This is a genomic window from Nocardia niwae NBRC 108934 = DSM 45340 (genome assembly GCF_001613465.1).
Lineage (GTDB): Bacteria > Actinomycetota > Actinomycetes > Mycobacteriales > Mycobacteriaceae > Nocardia > Nocardia niwae.
Genome location: NZ_BDCK01000047.1, coordinates 60,913 through 78,088 on the forward strand (window position 1 = coordinate 60,913; position 17,176 = coordinate 78,088).

Below are 17,176 nucleotides of genomic sequence, written 5' to 3' on the forward strand. Positions count from 1 at the left end.
CGAACTCAATACAATGAGATGATAACCCTACAAATCTCTCATCGTCTATCCGTGGTCGGCGCACATGCGCGCCCCGCCCGCACTTCGACCCGTCGTGGCCCATCTCGACGGCCGCCATCTCCTCGGCCGCTCTCGCGTCGGTGCCCCTAGGCTGTGCAGATATGACGACCGAGTGGCGCAGTCGTACCGGCCGGATCGGGGTGCTGACGGGTGCGGGCATCTCCACCGATTCCGGCATCCCCGATTTCCGCGGTCCGCGCGGCGTGTGGACGAAGGATCCGATCGCCGAACTGTTGTCGACCTATCAGAACTATGTGGCCGACGCGGCCTTGCGTGAACGCGCCTGGCTCGCGCGGCGGGACAATCCGGCATGGCAGGCGGTGCCCAACGCAGCCCACAGGGCCCTCGCAGACCTGGAGCGCGCCGGGCGAGCGGTCACCATCATCACCCAGAACATCGATCGCCTGCATCAGCGGGCGGGATCGTCGCCGGATCGGGTCATCGAGATCCACGGGAACATGTTCGAGGTGGTCTGCATCGAATGCGACTACGAGACCTCGATGGCCGCGACGTTGGAGCGGGTGGCCGCGGGCGAGCCCGACCCGCCGTGTCCCGGCTGCGGTGGCATCCTCAAGGCCGCCACCGTGATGTTCGGACAGCAGATGGACCGCCGCACCATGACCAAGGCCGCGCTCACCGCGGAGACGAGCGACATCTTCCTCGCCATCGGAACGTCCCTGCAGGTAGAGCCTGCCGCGTCGATGTGCTCCATCGCGGTGGGCGGCGGCGCCGACCTGGTGATCGTGAACGCCGAGCCGACGCCGTACGACGCCATGGCCACCGAGATCATCCGCGAACCCATCGGCACGGCCGTGCCCCGCTTGGTCGCGGAGATCCTCGGCGCTTGACTCCGGTGGCGCGGCGCCGGGTCACCCGACGGGGCCGAGCACCCGATCGAGGTAGGGGTTGGTGAAACGCCCTTTCGGGTCCAAGCGACGTCGCACTTCGGCGAATCGATCCCACTCGGGATAACGGCTCCGCAGGGTCGCGGCGGTCTGGAAGTGGCGTTTGCCCCAATGTGGGCGGCCCTGATAGCGGTCGAACACCGCTTCGCAGGCGCGGAAGTACGGCTCGAAGTCCATGCCCCGGTACTGGTGCACCGCGATATAGCAGGTGTCACGACCGCCCGCCGGGGACAGGAACGCGTCATCGGGCGCGACCCATCGCACCTCGATGGGCATCGGGGTATCGAACCGTGTGGTCAGCTCTTTGATCTCGCGAATCGCGTCGACGGAGTGCTCGCGCGGGATGGCGTACTCCATCTCGGTGAAGCGGATCAGGCGCGGCGACGCGAACACCCGGTAGGAGCGGTCCACCTGGCGTCGGTAGCTGCCCGCGTAGGCGGCGCTGCGCTGGATGAAGGGGACCAGGCGCGGCTGCCTGCGGCTCACGCGGCACAGCGCGTCGAAGACGTGGTTGGACATCAGGATGTCGGCGAACCAGTCCACCGCCTTGGGGCGCGGCTGCTCGGGCAGGGTGACGCGATTGTTGCGCTTGGTCATGGCCAGCGGGCTGTGCGCGAACATGTAGAACTCGAAATGGTCGTTGCCGTCGACGAACGAATCCAGATCGGCGAGCACCTCTTCCACCGGGATCGGTCGCTCGATGCCCTCCAGCACGAAGGACGGCACCATGCGCAGCGTCAGGGCGGTGACGACGCCCAGTGCGCCGATGCCGACCCGCGCCGCCCGCCACCCCTCCGGATCGGTGTGCTCGTTCAGCTCGACCCGGCTTCCGTCGGCGAGCATCAATTCCATCGAATGGGCTGCGGCGGAGAGGTTCTGCAAGGTCGCGCCGGTGCCGTGGGTGGCGGTGGCGATGGCGCCCGCGACGGTCTGCACGTCGATGTCGCCCAGATTGGGAAAGGCCAGGCCGTGCTCGTGCAGGGCGGTGCTGGCCGCGTTCAGGCTGATGCCCGCCTCCACCCGGACCAGGCCGTTGACCCGGTCGACGTCGAGCACGCGGTTCAGATTCGCCAGGCTCAGCAGCGTGCCGTCGGTCAGGACCGCGTCGGTGAACGAATGGCCGGTACCGGCGACGCGCACACTCCGGCCGTCGGCCTCGGCCTCGGCGAGCAGTCCGGCGACTTCGTCGACGGAGCGCGGCGTGGCGATTCGCGCGGGCGCGCACCGCTGATCGCCCGCCCAGTTCACCCACGAATTGGTCATATGACCAACTTTACGGGAGCGGGAGTGACGCGCGCTACTTACGGTTCGATTTCGCTACCGCTTGCGCCAGCCGCAGGTCAGCTCCTGCTTGGCGTGCTCCACCTCGTCGTCGGTGAGCGGGGGGACGACGAGATGCTGACGCGGTGTACCGTCGCCGCGCACGCCGTTCAGCATGATGGCCATATAGCGTTGCCACACATCGGGATTGACCGGCTTGGCGAACTCGGCGAGGGCGTCGACCATGTGTACCAGGGCGAAGAAGTCCGAGGGCTCGATGCCGTCGGCGAGCACGCCCGCGTCGCGTGCGCGGGCGCAGATCGCGGTCACGGTGGGCTTGATGCGATCGCGCACGACCGTGAACCGGTCGGTCTCACCGTCTTCGAGTTCGAGCATGACTTCGCTGAACCCGCGGTTGGTGGCCAAGTGCCGACAGGCGTACTCGAAGAACTCGACGAGTCCGAACCAGGGATCGGGATGCCGGTAGGCGGCGTCGGCCGCGTCGGCGAAATCGTTCAGGTTCTGATCGAAGACCTCGACGATCAGTTCCTTCTTGTTCGCGAAGCGGCGGTACACCGTGCCGACACCCACGCCCGCGCGCTCGGCCACATCGTCGAGAGTGATCTCGAGTCCGTGATCGGCGAACAGTTGTCGTGCCGCGGCGATGATCCGCTGCTGGTTACGCGCGGCATCGGCCCGCAGGCGCCGGGGAGGAGAGGCGACCGTGGCGTGATTCACACCCTCATTCTATCAAGCGCGGGGATTAACCGGAGGCGATGTCTCCGTTATCGTGATAGCTTCTTCAGGTAAGTGGAGGACATACCTCCGGATCAATGCACGAGACAAAGGGGACACATGACTACCGCGATCGACCGTGGGGCCCTCGCCCCCGAGCAGACGGGGAGTGGGCGGCGCGGCTCGCACGCCCTGCGCTGGTGGGTGCTCGCCGTCCTCGGCGTCGCCCAGCTCATGGTCGTGCTCGACGCGACCGTCGTGAACATCGCGCTGCCCGCCGCGCAGCAAGACCTCGGCTTCAGCGATGGCGACCGCTCCTGGGTGGTCACCGGCTACGCTCTGGCGTTCGGCAGCCTGCTGCTGCTCGGTGGACGCCTCAGCGACCTGTTCGGCAGGCGCAACACCTTCATCGTCGGCCTGATCGGCTTCGCGGTGGCCTCCGCCATCGGTGGCGCGGCCACCAGCTTCGAGATGCTCGTCGCGGCCCGGGTCGGACAGGGTGTCTTCGGCGCGCTACTGGCGCCCGCCGCGCTGTCGCTGCTCACCGTGACCTTCACCGAGCCGTCCGAGCGGGCGAAGGCGTTCGGCATCTTCGGCGCCGTCGCGGGCACCGGCGGTGCGATCGGCCTGCTGCTCGGCGGCGCGCTCACCGAGTGGGCCTCGTGGCGCTGGGTGATGTTCGTGAACCTGGCCTTCGCCGCCGTCGCCCTGGTGGGTGCGGTGCTGCTACTGGCCAAGCACGCCGCCACCGAGCGGCCCAAGCTCGACATCCCCGGCACGGTCGTGGTCACCGCGGGCCTGTTCGGCATCGTCTACGGGTTCTCGCACGCGGAATCGGACGGCTGGACCAACGGCGTCACCCTCGCCTTCCTGTTCGGCGGCGCAGCGCTGATCGCGGTGTTCGCCTGGCTGGAGACGCGGGTCGTGCACCCGCTGCTTCCGATGCGGATCGTGCTCGACCGGATGCGCGGCACCTCCTACCTGACGGTGTTCGTCATGGGCATCGGGATGTTCGCGATCTTCCTGTTCCTCACCTACTACATGCAGCTGACCCTGGGCTACTCGCCCATCATGACCGGCGTGGCGTTCCTGCCGATGGTCGCCGCCATGGTGGCCTCCTCGACCACCGGGCCGTCACTGCTGCTGCCGAAGTTCGGCCCGAAGATCGTGGTCAGCGGCGGCTTCCTGATCGCGGCGGCGGGCATGGCCTGGCTGACCCGGATCGGCTTGGACACCGGCTACGCGACCCACATCCTGCCCGCCCTGATCCTGCTGGGTCTCGGCCTCGGCGGTGCGATGTCGACCGCCTTCCAGGGCGCCACCTCGGGCGTGCAGCACGAGGACGCCGGCGTGGCCTCGGCCATGATCAACACCAGCCAGCAGGTCGGTGGATCGATCGGCACGGCGCTGCTGAGCACGATCGCGGCGTCCGCGGCCACCGACTACCTGTCCACCCGCACGCCGAACCCGCTGACCATCGCCCAGTCCGCGATCGAGAGCTACACCACCAGCTTCTGGTGGGCCACGGCGATCTTCGTGGCGGGCGGCATCCTCACCGCGGTGCTCATGCCGAGCACCGCGCCGGTGCCCGCCGAGGGGGAGCCCGTGCTCGCGCACTGATCCGAGCCCGTCACTGCCGATCAGGTTCCCGGCGCAGCGGCCGCCGCTCCAGCGACTCCGTCGCAGGGGCGGCGGCCGTCGTCGATGCGTGGGCAATCCGGAACCATGACACCGCGATTGCCGGGCGGCCGCTGGGGGAGGCCGAGTCCTGTGTGGAGGCGAAGCTTTCGTCGCAGGTGAGGTGCGGATCGGCATCCGTTCGGCGTCGTGCACGACACACTGTGCTCGTCCGCCGTACGCGGCAAAGTGCCCCCGAACCACCACTATTGGTGCAAAATACGAGGTAAGTAGAGGTGGCGGGCTTTGCGGAACGCCATCGGCATTGTGCTCGACCCGGTCTCGTGCAGAGGTGAGCGGTCGCCTGTCCGGCCTACGCGGTAGATGTCATGGGATGCCCGGCAATGGAATCCCGATGATTCCGTCCGCTTCGGCATGGGTAGCCAAGAGACTGCTGCGCACCCTTCTCGGCATCGGCGCACCCGGCGGTCGCACCACCCTCTCCACCCCATCCGCGAGGTTCGTAGACTCCTCGGACCGGGCGCGGCACTCCCCGCGCTCGTCCGCCTCGGGGGATGGCGGTTGGCGTGGGCCGGGACGGCGGAGTCCGGCGCGGGCATGGCACGGTGGGTACCTGGTTCGGCTCGGCGATCGACGGGAACGGCACACGGAAGGGGGCAGGCAATGAGTGGTTCGCAAGCGGACGCCGCCACGGCGGGACGATGGCGCCCCGCGGCGCGGCTCACCGTGCTGCTCGACGAGGACGACAAGTGGCGGCACACGCCCCTGTATCACGAGATCGTGCGCCGGGCCAGGGATGCCGGCCTCGCGGGCGCCAGTGTGTGGCGCGGCATCGAGGGTTACGGCGCGTCCTCGCACGTGCACACCACTCGCCTCCTGGATGTCGCCGACCACCTTCCGTTGCTACTGCTACTGGTCGACGAGCCGGAACGACTGCGCGCCTTCGTCGAGCGGAATGCCGACCTGTTCAGCTCGGTCAACGTCACTCTGTCGCCGGTGGAGCAGTGGCAGGAAGGTGTGCGATGAGAAGACCGCGCGGCAAGTGCGAGGCCGTCCGCCGATCGCTCGCGGGCCGTACGGCACCAGCCCTTTTCGCCTCGCCGATGCCAGCGCACAGGGGGGCCGTTACCATTGTCGGTTCGGCGCGGCTCGGCGATCTGAGCGGCGCGTCGGCGGGCGCTCGGTCGCTCGCCGCCGCGGAAGCGGGCTTCCGCACCGTGCCGACCACGTTCAGCATGTGCGGCTGCGAGACGTTCCGGCTGGTGGCCGAGATGAACGACGTGGCCGTGGGGTCGGCGGTGGCCGGGTGGTCGTGGACATGATCCTGATGACGAGCCGGGCACAGCCGATACGGAAGGGAGACCCGAGCATGGCCCACGATCGAGCCGGGCGTCCCGCACGTCCCACCGATCTGGAAGACATCGCCCATCTGGTGACGGCGTACTACAGCCGTGTTCCGGATGCGCAGGATCCGGCTCAGCGGGTGGCGTTCGGCACGTCGGGGCACCGCGGCTCCAGCCTGGACGGCGCGTTCAACGAGGCGCACATCCTGGCGATCACGCAGTCGATCGTGGAATACCGCGCCACCCGGGGCATCACCGGGCCGGTCTATCTCGCCAGGGACACCCACGCCCTGTCCGAGCCCGCCTGGACCACCGCGCTAGAGGTGCTCGCCGCCAACGACGTCACCGCCGTGATCGACGCACGCGACCGCTACACCCCCACGCCCGCGCTCAGTCACGCTGTGCTGCGCCACAATCGGGGCGGCGCCAAGCACCAGGCCGACGGCATCGTGGTCACCCCCTCGCACAACCCGCCGCGCGACGGCGGCTTCAAATACAACCCGCCCCACGGCGGCCCGGCCGACAACACGGCCACCGACGCCATCGCCGCCCGCGCGAACGAACTGCTGCGCGACGGGCTCACCGGGGTCAAGCGCACCACCCTGGAGCGCGCGCTGGCCACCGGCGTGGAACGCTACGACTACCTCGACCACTACATCGACGACCTGCCCAACGTGTTGAACCTGGATGCGATCCGCGGCGCGGGCATCCGGCTCGGCGCCGACCCGATGGGTGGCGCGAGCGTCGACTACTGGGAGGAGATCGGCCAGCGCTACGACCTCGAACTCGAGGTGGTCAATCCGTTCGTGGACCCCACCTGGCGGTTCATGACGCTCGACAGCGACGGCAAGATCCGGATGGATCCTTCCTCCCGCTACGCGATGGCCTCGCTGATCGCGATCAAAGACGACTACGACATCTCCACCGGCAACGACGCCGACGCCGACCGGCACGGCATCGTCACACCCGACGGCGGGTTGATGAACCCGAACCACTTCCTGGCGGTGGCCATCGAATATCTGGTCGCCAACCGGATGGGCTGGGACGCGCTGACCAAGATCGGCAAGACCGCCGTGACCTCGTCGATGGTCGACCGGGTGGTCTCCGTGCTCGGCCGCGACGTGCACGAGGTGCCGGTCGGATTCAAGTTCTTCGTTCCCGGGTTGTTCAGCGGCAGCCTGGCATTCGGCGGTGAGGAGAGCGCGGGGGCGTCGTTCCTGCGGATGGACGGCACCGTCTGGACCACCGACAAGGACGGCATCCTGCTCGCGCTGCTCGCGGGCGAGATCGCCGCGGTCACCGGCCAGAGTCCCTCGGCGCGCTACGTCGAGCTCGAACGCCGCTACGGCAGCCCCGCCTACGCTCGAATCGACGCACCCGCCACCGCGGAACAGAAAGAGCTGCTCGCGAAGTTGACTCCGGACATGATCACCACGAAAGAGATCGCCGGGGAGCCGGTCACCGCCGTGCTCACCAGGGCGCGGGGCAACGGCGCGCCGCTGGGCGGCCTCAAGGTGACCACCGAGAACGCGTGGTTCGCCGCTCGCCCGTCCGGCACCGAGGACAAATACAAGATCTACGCGGAGTCGTTCCACGGCCCCGAGCACCTCGCCGAGGTACAGACGGCCGCGGAGGAATTGGTGGGGCAGGCGCTGTCCGGTGACCGGTAGATCCAAGCCCCTGCCCACCGAGATCTGGGTGCTGGTCGGGGGCGCTTTCGTCATCGCCATCGGGTTCGGCCTGGTCGCCCCGGTGCTGCCGCAGTTCGCGCGCGGCTTCGGCGTCGGCGTGGCGGCCGCCTCGGCGATCGTCTCGGCGTTCGCTCTGATGCGGTTGCTGTTCGCGCCGGTGAGCGGGCGATTGGTGCAACGGCTTGGGGAACGCTCGGTCTATCTCGGCGGGCTGCTGATCGTCGCGGCGTCGACCGGCGCCAGCGCGCTGGCCCAGAGTTACTGGCAGCTCATGGTGTTGCGGTCGCTCGGCGGCATCGGCTCGACGATGTTCACCGTCTCGTCGCTGGCGCTGGTCATCCGGATGTCGCCGCCCGAACAGCGCGGCCGGGTCTCCGGGCTGTGGTCGACCAGTTTCCTGGTCGGCTCGGTGAGCGGGCCGCTGGTGGGCGGCGGGCTGTCCGGGCTCGGGCTGCGCTGGCCCTTCGTGATCTACGCCGTCGCGTTGTTCCTCGTCAGCGTGGTGGTGTACCTGAGCCTGCGGCACTCGGAACTGGCCGCGCCGGAGCCTGCCGGTGGAATGCGCATGATGTCCTTCCGGGAGGGGTGGGCACGGCCGGAGTACCGGGCGGTGCTGCTGTCGAACTTCGCCAACGGCGCCGCCGTGTTCGGTGTCCGGATGGCGTTGGTGCCGCTGCTGGTCGTCGAGGTGTTGCATCAGGCTCCGGGAATGGCCGGGGTCGCGTTGACGGTGTTCGCGGCGGGGAACGTCGCGGTCCTTTTCGCCTCCGGGCGATTGTCCGACCGATGGGGACGCAAACCGTTCGTGATCGTCGGCTCGCTGGTGTGTGCGGTGGGCACGGCGGGACTCGGCCTGTCCGGCGACCTGCCCTGGCTGCTCGCCACCTCGTTCCTGGCCGGGCTCGGCTCCGGCCTGTTCACCCCGGCCCAGCAGGCCGCCGTCGCCGACATCATCGGGCCCAAGGCGCGCGGTGGCCCGGTGCTCGCGGGTTTCCAGATGGCCGCCGACCTCGGCACCGTCATCGGGCCGGTCGCCGTGGGCGCCTTGGCCCAGCAGGTGTCCTACGGACTCGCGCTCGGCGTGACCGGCGCGCTGCTCGCCGTCGCCGCGCTCGTATGGGCCGTCGTTCCCGAGCCGTTGCGACGGGGGAGTTCGGTTCACGCGGAGGCGCCGTCGGAACGGCCCCACCGGGCGGACGATGCCGCACGCCGATCGGATCGGATCGAGCGCGCGGTGAACGACGTGGCCGCCGCGCCGGTGGCCGACAGTCCGGTGCCCGTGGTGGCCGAGCCAGCGGTCGTAGCGGGCGATCGGGCGCAGGATGTGGGGGAATCGCGCGCGACGGCCGGGCATGCCGAATCGGAGCCGGATCGCGTCAGCATCGTCGCGCAAACCGAAGGTTCAGCGGGTTGTCCTCCGGCTGTGATCGGCGATCGCCGCGGTGCGGCCCCCGATTCCAGGCCCGTGCTGACCGCTCCGGGCACCGCGGTCGTCGGCTCGGACGAGGCGGAGCCTACCGCTCCGGGGCGAGCGATGTCCCGCCGCAAGGGTCGGCGGCCGGAGCGGCGTAGCCGCCGGAGGCGCTGAGCACGGGTGAGCGGCGGCCGGTTGCGGTTGTCCGATCGGTGCCGTCCCCCCGGTGCCGCTCGGAGGGCGCCCGGCTCCCACCGCAGTGCCGATCGGTGAACCGCTACGTGGGCAGAGACAGGCGCTCGTAGGCCACATTTGCCGCGACGCTGAGCATGGGAGCCCGAAACACACTGCTGCCGGGTCGGCGCTGGGTGGCCGCAGGGGGTGATCGGCTGCGCGACCTCGTTCGTCGGCGCGTCGCAGAGCGGACATGCGAGGACCGACCGACCGCATGGCCGGTGCCGGACACGGTGGAGTCGGTCCGATGGGCGCGAATCGGCCGGCGGACGACCGGCCCGGCGGTGGGGATGGTGCTTCGTTGCGGCAAAGTGTCCCTGTGAGCGAATCGCGTTCGAAGTACACGCCGCGGCCGATGTCCAGTGCGACCACCTACGCCCTCGGTGCGGTCGCTCTCGTACTGATCGTGTTGATCGTCATCGCGGCGATCCGCTGGGGGCGCGACGACGCGGCCGTTCGCAACGACGGCTACGGTTCGGTACGCGATCCTGCGGTGCACTCGCTGCTCGAGCAGAACGGCTCGATTCTGCTCGGCCGCCCGGACGCGAGGAAGACCATCGATATCTTCGAGGACCCGCTGTGCCCCGGCTGTGGCAGCCTGGAGCGTATCTACGGTCAGGAGATCGCGCAGAAGATCGACGAGGGCGCGTTGGCGGTGCGCTATCGCCTGGTGAATTTCCTCGACGCGCGTTCCCGGAGCAAGGACTATTCGACCCGCGCCGTCGCCGCGAATCAGTGTGTGGCCGAAGCGGGTTCGGGTCCGGTCTACTCCAAGTTCCACACCGAACTGTTCACCACGAAGCGTCCAAGCGAAGGGGGCGCCGACCTGAGCAACGAGGAGCTCGCGGCGATCGCGGGCGACGCGGGAGCCACGGAGCCCGTGCGGCAATGCGTCGCGACCGGCGCCAAGGTGGACTCCGCCCGTTCCACCGCCATGGCGCAGACAGCGGCGCTCGGCGAGGCCCTGGGTGGCTCGGCGGCCACCCCCGCGGTGTTCGACGGCACGACCAAGGTGGATACCAACGACGAGAACTGGGTGGTCTCGCTCACCCGGTGAGCAGTGGGCGCACCCGCGGGTCCACGAAGCGTCGGTGATTTCTCCTGCTCTCGTCGGCCCTCGGACGCTGCGCCGCCCTGCCTCCGTTCGCGCGGCGAGATCGGGCGCTCGACGGACGGAAGGGCCGGAACGCCGACTCCACCAAATCGACGCTCCGGCCCGCTCGACGGCGCGACCCGACATACCCAGCCCCCGAGATCGCCGCTCACCGAGTTTTCAGTTGGTCTGGGGCCGGGCAGCGGCTCCACCTGCCGCCGCCCGGCCCGCGCACTCGACAGCGCGATCCGGCCCCCTGTCCCTAGACCGCACCTCGAGAGGTCTCATGTCACTCGACGTGACCGCCGGGCACTCGGAACGGGCAAACCAGCAACCCCATCCGCTCTGCCGTTCCGAGTGCCCACCGGCTATCGCCCCTCACCCCACGCCCTAGTCGAACTCCAATCGAACACATGTTCGATAATAAGCTCTCTCGCTCCGTCTTGTCACCCCCCAATCAGGGCGATTTGGTTGCCGACACACGGTTGGTGTAACTTCATTCAAGCGCGGCCGGGACGCCCGGAGCGCAACCAACCAGGGGCTATGGCGCAGCTGGTAGCGCACCACACTGGCAGTGTGGGGGTCAGGGGTTCGAGTCCCCTTAGCTCCACAGAAATAGCAGGTCAGGCCCGGTCGTAGACCGGGCCTGACCTGTTTTATTGTGTCTGCCCCGCGTTTACCCCCCGTTTTGGTTCTGAATTCTGTTTGGCCGATGCGACAGGCGCGGTCGCGTACCCGCTGTTGCCGCCGTCGTCCCAGGTTGATGCCCCCGGCGGGGGACATCGAATTTTTAAAACAGTGCTACTGGTGGACGATCCGGGCGCGGTCCAAGCGCGGCCTGCCTCGATCCTACGTGGCATCGGGGATGAATCCGGTGTCTTGAGATCGCCGCCGTGCAACCCGTCGAATGTTCCGGGGGCTGCGCACTGCGGTGGTGGGGGACGCGGCCGTTTGAGGAATTGGTCGGGCCACGCGCTCCGCAACTCCTCTGCATCCGTGCGTTTGTGAGGGGGATCGGCGACATCATCGTGTCGTGAGCATCACCTACACTGGTCATAGCTCGGTGTCGGTGTCTCGGCCTACAGTAGTACTGTAAGGCGGAACGGTGAAGGTGGTGACTTGATGGCAACCAGTGATACGAGCTTCCTGGAGTACCTGCAGCTGCAGGATGGTCCCGAGCTCGTGACGAAATCGGAGCTGATTGCCGCCGTCCGGAAGCAGGGCCTGCGTCTGACGGCTCGCCAACTGACCTTCTATGCCACCGAGGGACTGGTACCTCACAGTGTGAGGGTCGGCTCCCGAGCCGGGGCGTATCCGAGGATCGTCGTCGACCTGATGACCTGGATTCTGCGGGCTCGCGACATCGGAGTGTCGATCGAGGCTCTACGTGAGCTCCAACCGGTATGGATGTTCCTCATTCGCGCACGGACATCGGAGGTGCTCGATCTCAACGAGCTTGAGTATGTGGCGCGACAGCACGTCAAGCTGACCGAGGCCGCGATCAATGTGCCCAGGTTGGTGATCGACACCCTGGGGCAGCTCCCGGCCCGGAAGGTCAGGATCGTCGACAAGAACAACGAGGGCAGGTGTTCGACGGATTCGTCGACGACCATTGGGTTCGCGATCGCCCGGAGGCCGGTGGACGAAGAGGGGAACGTGGCCGACGCGAAGTGGTTCGTGGCAACACGCATCACGCTGGCCTTGCCGATGAACTACTCGACAGACCCGACGACGGTCGTGCTCGGTTTGAAGCCGAACGAGAAGCTTCCACCCGACCCTACGATCCGGGTGGCTGAGGCATCGCAGGAAGAGGTGAGCAGCTGACGGGCACGCAAAAACAAAGGTGAGACGGGTATGTCCAGTACCCGTCTCACCGCGAAGGTCGCTACGCAACCGTCCTTGCAACGACAGCGTACGGCCCTCGCTTCGATGAGAGAACACAAACACCGAAGATCGAGGTAACAATCACCATGGCAATTCGAATCACAGCAGTACACCTGGAGGGCGGCAACGCCCACGAGCACATCCAGGAGCTGCGGTGGGTCCTTCAATCCTCCGGCAAGGTCGGCCAGAGCAGCCGCCAGTCGATCGTCAGCTGGATCGAGGAAGGCGAGAAGGCATTCGTCGAGGAACCCGGGGCTCCCCGGGTCGAGGTCCGCGTAGTCGATCCCGGCGCAGGCCGTGCGAAGTACCTGCAGACCTACGCCGACGGAGTGAAGACCAACAACCTGCTGCACCTTCCCCGTTACTGATCTCGATCGGTAAGTAGCGATCGATCTCACCGAGCGCGGCGTAGGAATACGTGTGCCTGCGCCGCGCCGGGCACGCCTCGGCGGGGTGCAATCCCTCGGGATCGAAGCCGTTCGTCCGGTAGGGGCGTGTTATCTCGGCGCCGTCGATCCTCGAACCGAGGTCTCACGTTGAACCAGAGGCGCTAGCACCCAATGTGGCTTCCGCCCTCGTTCCAGACGGCCACGACCGGCGCGCGGGGTTGCGTACTGCCGCCGCCCGGCCAATGGGTGGTTGGCCTTGCAGCGGTAGCGGTGGGAGTTCCCCAAGACACTACGCACGGCTCGCCGCTTCGGTGAGCCGCGAACCCAGTGCTGTCTACAGAGCGGTTCGCGACTCATCACACAGCTGAATACACACCGTTGATCGGAGTCCGACACCGCGGCGACCCGACCAACACGTTCACACCGGAGGTCTCCGATGAAGCTCACCGACCACTTCAACGCCCTGCTCAAGGACACCGTCAACCTCGGCCAGACAAAGTTGGACCTGCTCGACTCGCGCGTCGAGGCGGTCTACAAGGCGCTGAAGGCCGATGAACAGATCGGTTCACTCATTCTCGGCAAGACGCCCCAGGGTTCATGGGCGCACAAGACCATCATCAACCCGGTCGGCAACAACGAGTTCGACGCGGACTTCATGCTCGACATGAGCGAGAACCCGGACTGGGCAGACAATCCCAAGAAGTACATCGAGGAGGTGTACGCGGCTCTGCACCGCCACAGCATCTACGGGAACATGCCGCACTCACGCAAGTGCCGCTGCGTCCGCCTCGTCTACGCGAACTCCATGCACCTCGACATCGTCCCGCACCTCAACCTCGCAGATGGACGCGAAGTCATCGTGAACCGTGACAACAACGATTGGGAGCTAACAGACCCCCAGGGCTTCACAGACTGGATGAAGCAGAAGGACGCGCTCGCGAACGGCAACCTTCGCAAGGTCATCCGACTGATGAAGTATCTGCGAGATCACAAGTCCTCGTTCACCGGAACACGATCCATCCTGCTGACGACGCTGCTTGGCGAGCAGATCACCGAGGTGCGTACGCTGCTCGACCCTAGCTACTACAGCGACGTTCCGACGACCCTCCTGCACGTTGTCAAAGACCTCGACGCCTGGCTTCAACTGAACCCGAGTACGCCTCCTGTTGCTGATCCGTCCGGGTCCGGTGTCTTCTTCGGGCATCGATGGGGTCCTGATCCCGAGACCGCGCAGGCGACGTACAGCTACTTCTGCGCCCGCATCCGTGCCCACGCTGCCGAAATCGAGGAAGCGTACGAGGAGAAGAACAAGGAGCGCAGTGTTGGGCTGTGGCAGGGTATCTTCGGTGATGGGTTCAAGGCGCCGAGCCCGTCGTCTGGCAGCGCGAAGTTCCCAGCGGCAGCCCCAGCCGCCGCTTCCTCCGTGGGGCGGTCTGGCCGCGCCGGATGAGTCGCAACAACCGGACCACGCTGTCGGCCTGGCAGAAGCAGCTCCTTGGCGAGCTGAGGTCGCTCGCCAAGGAGCGACCTCACGACGTGCGGATCGTGAACCGTCCTCAGCTCATGGCTGGCGGCGACGTCGTCCTCCGGATCCGGCTCCACACCGCGGGTATCCCACGGAGCCCCGGCGGGTTGGAACTCGGAGATGACGAGGAGTTCATCGCCAGGATTCCCCCTTCGGTGTTCCTACCCCCGAGCGCAGAGGTTGACCACACCCGTTTCCTCGGCTTCCCCCATGTCCTCCAAGGGCACCGGCTCTGCATCTACCTCGATCCCTCTCGCGAGTGGCGCCCATCCGGCGGGATCGCCGGATTCCTCAACCGACTCTGGGACTGGCTGACCGACGCCGCCGCCGACGCATTCGATCCCTCGACCGCGATGTATCACGCGGTCGGAGGAGTGCTACACCGCGCGGATGGCACGCCCACCATCGTCGTCCGTGAACCCGGCCCATCGAAGCGGCATCAGGTAGCTCGGCTCGTCACTCGCTCGCCGTACCGGTACGACCTCACCTACTCGACCGGCTGTGACGGGCACCGCACACCCGTCTTCACACTCACGAGCGATCTCCCCTTCGGTGCGGCTTCCACGTTCGCCCAGTTCCTATCCCTCCTGGACGACCCGTACCTCGACCGGGCGGGAGGACGGCCGCCACGCGTGTTGACTCAGTCACCAGCGTTCCTCACATCACTGCTTGCCAGTGCTCTACGGAACCCCGACGGCGCCGAGCAGTACTTCGTGCTCGCCATACCCCACCCGGCAGGTGGACCGCACCACCTTCTCTGTGGACGGCTCCCCGCAGTGACCGCCGATGCGCTCCGACGCGTCGCCAAGAAGCACGGCACCACGGTCAATCTTGATCCCGCGAAAATCAACGTCAACATCCCCATCGAATGGTGCAACATGTCCGATGAACGGCAAGAGGTCACAACCCGGCGCGACGACAGCCGACCAGTCAACGGATTCCACGGGAAAGCCGTTCACATCTGGGGATGCGGCGGTCTGGGTTCGTGGATCGCCGAGTTCATCGCACGCGCCGGGGCCGCTACCATCACCGTCTGCGACCCAAGCTCCATCACCGGCGGACTTCTCGTGCGACAGAACTACACCGAAGCCGACATCGGTCAAACGAAGGCGCAGTCCCTCGCCACGCGGCTCAGAGCAATCCGTGACGATCTGACGGTCACCGTCGCCGAAGGGAGCGTCCCTGAGGACCCGGTCTCCATCCTTGCGGCGGACCTCGTCCTCGATGCCACTGTCAATCACGGCATCACCACTTACCTCGACACACTCGCCGGTCAGGAGCGCAGGGCGCTCATCGCCCAGGTCGGTACAGACGCTAGAACGGGAACCCTCGGTATCGCCGACATCTGCGCACCGGGATCTACCCATACACCGTCTGAGATCGACGATCAGGCAGGACGCTCGGTGCTCGCCGATGGCGGGCTGGAGCTTTACCACCCGCTCTGGCAGGAAACAGTCGGCGGCGACGAACTGATCCCCACCAGAGGATGCTCCGTACCGACATTCCACGGTTCGGCCGCTGACCTCGCAGCCGTCGCCGCGACGCTCGTCAACGTGATTGGAATCCACATGCAACAGGCAGAATCGGCCGTTTCTGGCACCCACCTCATTGCCCTGCCACATGCACCAGCTGGGACAAGGCATCACTTTCTTCCGGCTGTGTCGGGCAACCGCCCATGACGCTTCGGCGGGTTCCTTTCAGGGAATCCGGCAGGGGCAGAGAAGAAGTCGACAGACAGGCAGGCCACAACACCCACTGGACCTCCGACGGCACACGGCCACCGGTACGGAATTCGATGTATCTGGAGCGAATCAATGGTGAGTAGAGAACCGATCACACCGACGACAGCGAGGACAGTGTGGGCGCGGTCGGCGGGGCGGTGCGCAATGTGCGCGACATCGTTGTTGGATTGTGAGTGGGGGGACGTGACCGTGTCGGTAGCGGAGTTGGCCCACAACGTCGGCGCGACCGACACTCCTGGGTCACCGCGCGGTCGGTCGGAGATACCGGTCACCGAACGCAACCACCCCGACAATCTGTTGTTGCTGTGCCACGGTTGCCACCGCAAAATCGACAACGCCGATCTCCGTGACCTCTACACCGTGGACGTACTGCGGGAGATCAAGTCCCGCCACGAGGACATGGTGATGGCGGCAACCGATTTCGCGACCCAGCATCGCAGCTTGATCGTCACCACTCGCGCCAGCGTCCGCGGTACTACGACCAAAGCATCGAACAGGCAGATCGCGCAGGCTCTCATCGAAGCCCGCCGGGCCCCGTACTCGGTTGACGGCCGCCAGATCCGGGTGGAGATCGACCTGACCGATTCCGAGTCCGAGCCCTGGGTATGGGAGCGCGGTTGCCAACGCATCGATGAGGCGGTCGCGCGACTCGAAGCTGACACCTGCGGTGGGGCGGTCGACCACGTGTCAGTCTTCGCGCTGGCACCGATCCCGTTGCTGACGTACCTCGGTCACCGCCTCGACGACAAGTACGGTGTGGAGGTTCACCGCCGTGACCGCGTCGATTCCGACACTGCCTGGTGTTGGCCGCGAAACGAGAACGCAGACACCAATTTCACCACCTCCCTCGATGACACCGAATCGGGCGCCCGCGAGGCGGTGGTTCTTGTGTCGGTAAGCGGCACCGTGACCCGCGACAGCATCCCGGAAGGCCTGGCGGAGCTGCCGGTGCTGGAACTACGCCCCGACGGCGTGCTCCCCGGCTTGGACGCGATCGGTTCCCGCACCGATCTCCAACGCTTCTCCGTAGCCTGGCGGCAGCTGCTCGCGCTGGTCGAACAACGCCTTCCAAAGGCGCGGACCCTGCATGTCCTCGCCGCCGTTCCCGCGCCGGCGGCGGTGAACATGGGCCGCTACCGCCCTCGCATCGTCAGCCCAGCGCTGGTGATGTACCAGCGCGCCGATGCCGACACCTTCGAAGCCGCCGTAAAGATCACCGAATGAGCCCCTGCCCCTAGTAGGACATGAACCCCAAACCTCGGT

At 67.0% G+C, this 17,176-nt stretch carries 13 protein-coding genes, 1 tRNA gene and 1 pseudogene; 13 read left to right on the plus strand and 2 right to left on the minus strand.

Translation table 11 applies throughout. The features are described from left to right. The first annotated feature begins 161 nt into the window (after positions 1 to 161). Positions 162 to 908, plus strand: coding sequence for an SIR2 family NAD-dependent protein deacylase (locus tag NNI01S_RS29560; protein WP_063024204.1), 747 nt, complete (start codon positions 162 to 164; stop codon positions 906 to 908). A gap of 21 nt (positions 909 to 929) precedes the next feature. Here the strand turns inward: NNI01S_RS29560 and NNI01S_RS29565 are convergent, their stop codons facing one another. Together NNI01S_RS29565 and NNI01S_RS29570 are read right to left on the minus strand one after the other, a co-directional pair. Then, complete coding sequence (locus NNI01S_RS29565) at positions 930 to 2,228, minus strand: D-arabinono-1,4-lactone oxidase (RefSeq protein WP_063024205.1); 1,299 nt, start codon at positions 2,226 to 2,228, stop codon at positions 930 to 932. 54 nt (positions 2,229 to 2,282) lie between these two features. Further along, positions 2,283 to 2,963 (minus strand): TetR/AcrR family transcriptional regulator, encoded by a 681-nt coding sequence (locus NNI01S_RS29570; protein WP_063024207.1) that lies wholly within the window; start codon positions 2,961 to 2,963, stop codon positions 2,283 to 2,285. Positions 2,964 to 3,080: 117 nt separating this feature from the next. On the opposite strand from NNI01S_RS29570, the gene NNI01S_RS29575 reads away from it, so the two are divergent. The 12 genes and pseudogenes from NNI01S_RS29575 (at position 3,081) to NNI01S_RS29630 (ending at position 17,137) form a co-directional block, all read left to right on the plus strand. After that, positions 3,081 to 4,580: an MFS transporter gene (locus tag NNI01S_RS29575; RefSeq protein ID WP_063024209.1), complete on the plus strand. Its 1,500-nt coding sequence runs from the start codon at positions 3,081 to 3,083 to the stop codon at positions 4,578 to 4,580. 681 nt (positions 4,581 to 5,261) lie between these two features. Further along, complete coding sequence (locus tag NNI01S_RS29580) at positions 5,262 to 5,624, plus strand: DUF190 domain-containing protein (protein ID WP_063024211.1); 363 nt, start codon at positions 5,262 to 5,264, stop codon at positions 5,622 to 5,624. Between the two features lie 77 nt (positions 5,625 to 5,701). Then, positions 5,702 to 5,920 (plus strand): hypothetical protein, encoded by a 219-nt coding sequence (locus tag NNI01S_RS29585; RefSeq protein ID WP_063024213.1) that lies wholly within the window; start codon positions 5,702 to 5,704, stop codon positions 5,918 to 5,920. A 47-nt stretch (positions 5,921 to 5,967) separates the two neighbouring features. Further along, positions 5,968 to 7,611 carry a phosphoglucomutase (alpha-D-glucose-1,6-bisphosphate-dependent) gene (pgm, locus tag NNI01S_RS29590; protein WP_063024215.1) on the plus strand — a complete coding sequence of 548 codons (1,644 nt, stop codon included), beginning with the start codon at positions 5,968 to 5,970 and terminating at the stop codon, positions 7,609 to 7,611. Further along, positions 7,601 to 8,797 (plus strand): annotated as a pseudogene (locus tag NNI01S_RS29595) (MFS transporter); the annotation flags it as partial. The gene pgm and the pseudogene NNI01S_RS29595, both read left to right, overlap by 11 nt. Before the next feature lie 802 nt (positions 8,798 to 9,599). Further along, on the plus strand, positions 9,600 to 10,337 hold the full coding sequence (locus tag NNI01S_RS29600; protein ID WP_245676418.1) for a DsbA family protein: 738 nt from the start codon (positions 9,600 to 9,602) through the stop codon (positions 10,335 to 10,337). 573 nt (positions 10,338 to 10,910) lie between these two features. Further along, a tRNA-Ala gene (locus NNI01S_RS29605) sits at positions 10,911 to 10,983 on the plus strand. Positions 10,984 to 11,495: 512 nt separating this feature from the next. Continuing rightward, positions 11,496 to 12,197, plus strand: a complete 702-nt coding sequence (locus tag NNI01S_RS29610) for a MerR family transcriptional regulator (RefSeq protein WP_063024219.1) — start codon at positions 11,496 to 11,498, stop codon at positions 12,195 to 12,197. A 146-nt stretch (positions 12,198 to 12,343) separates the two neighbouring features. Further along, positions 12,344 to 12,625: a DUF3892 domain-containing protein gene (locus NNI01S_RS29615; RefSeq protein ID WP_063024222.1), complete on the plus strand. Its 282-nt coding sequence runs from the start codon at positions 12,344 to 12,346 to the stop codon at positions 12,623 to 12,625. Between the two features lie 457 nt (positions 12,626 to 13,082). Beyond that, positions 13,083 to 14,096 carry an SMODS domain-containing nucleotidyltransferase gene (locus NNI01S_RS29620; RefSeq protein WP_063024224.1) on the plus strand — a complete coding sequence of 338 codons (1,014 nt, stop codon included), beginning with the start codon at positions 13,083 to 13,085 and terminating at the stop codon, positions 14,094 to 14,096. An 86-nt stretch (positions 14,097 to 14,182) separates the two neighbouring features. Continuing rightward, positions 14,183 to 15,850, plus strand: coding sequence for a ThiF family adenylyltransferase (locus NNI01S_RS29625; RefSeq protein WP_245676419.1), 1,668 nt, complete (start codon positions 14,183 to 14,185; stop codon positions 15,848 to 15,850). Positions 15,851 to 16,273: 423 nt separating this feature from the next. After that, positions 16,274 to 17,137: an SAVED domain-containing protein gene (locus NNI01S_RS29630; protein WP_169813037.1), complete on the plus strand. Its 864-nt coding sequence runs from the start codon at positions 16,274 to 16,276 to the stop codon at positions 17,135 to 17,137. Positions 17,138 to 17,176 lie beyond the last annotated feature (39 nt).

What these genes read in the sequence shown, in the direction of transcription:
- NNI01S_RS29560 (WP_063024204.1), top strand. Translation starts at nt 162, where the DNA reads ATGACGACCGAGTGGCGCAGTCGTACCGGCCGGATCGGGGTGCTGACG.
- NNI01S_RS29565 (WP_063024205.1), bottom strand. Translation starts at nt 2,228, where the DNA reads ATGACCAATTCGTGGGTGAACTGGGCGGGCGATCAGCGGTGCGCGCCC.
- NNI01S_RS29575 (WP_063024209.1), top strand. Translation starts at nt 3,081, where the DNA reads ATGACTACCGCGATCGACCGTGGGGCCCTCGCCCCCGAGCAGACGGGG.
- NNI01S_RS29580 (WP_063024211.1), top strand. Translation starts at nt 5,262, where the DNA reads ATGAGTGGTTCGCAAGCGGACGCCGCCACGGCGGGACGATGGCGCCCC.
- NNI01S_RS29585 (WP_063024213.1), top strand. Translation starts at nt 5,702, where the DNA reads ATGCCAGCGCACAGGGGGGCCGTTACCATTGTCGGTTCGGCGCGGCTC.
- pgm (WP_063024215.1), top strand. Translation starts at nt 5,968, where the DNA reads ATGGCCCACGATCGAGCCGGGCGTCCCGCACGTCCCACCGATCTGGAA.
- NNI01S_RS29610 (WP_063024219.1), top strand. Translation starts at nt 11,496, where the DNA reads ATGGCAACCAGTGATACGAGCTTCCTGGAGTACCTGCAGCTGCAGGAT.
- NNI01S_RS29615 (WP_063024222.1), top strand. Translation starts at nt 12,344, where the DNA reads ATGGCAATTCGAATCACAGCAGTACACCTGGAGGGCGGCAACGCCCAC.
- NNI01S_RS29620 (WP_063024224.1), top strand. Translation starts at nt 13,083, where the DNA reads ATGAAGCTCACCGACCACTTCAACGCCCTGCTCAAGGACACCGTCAAC.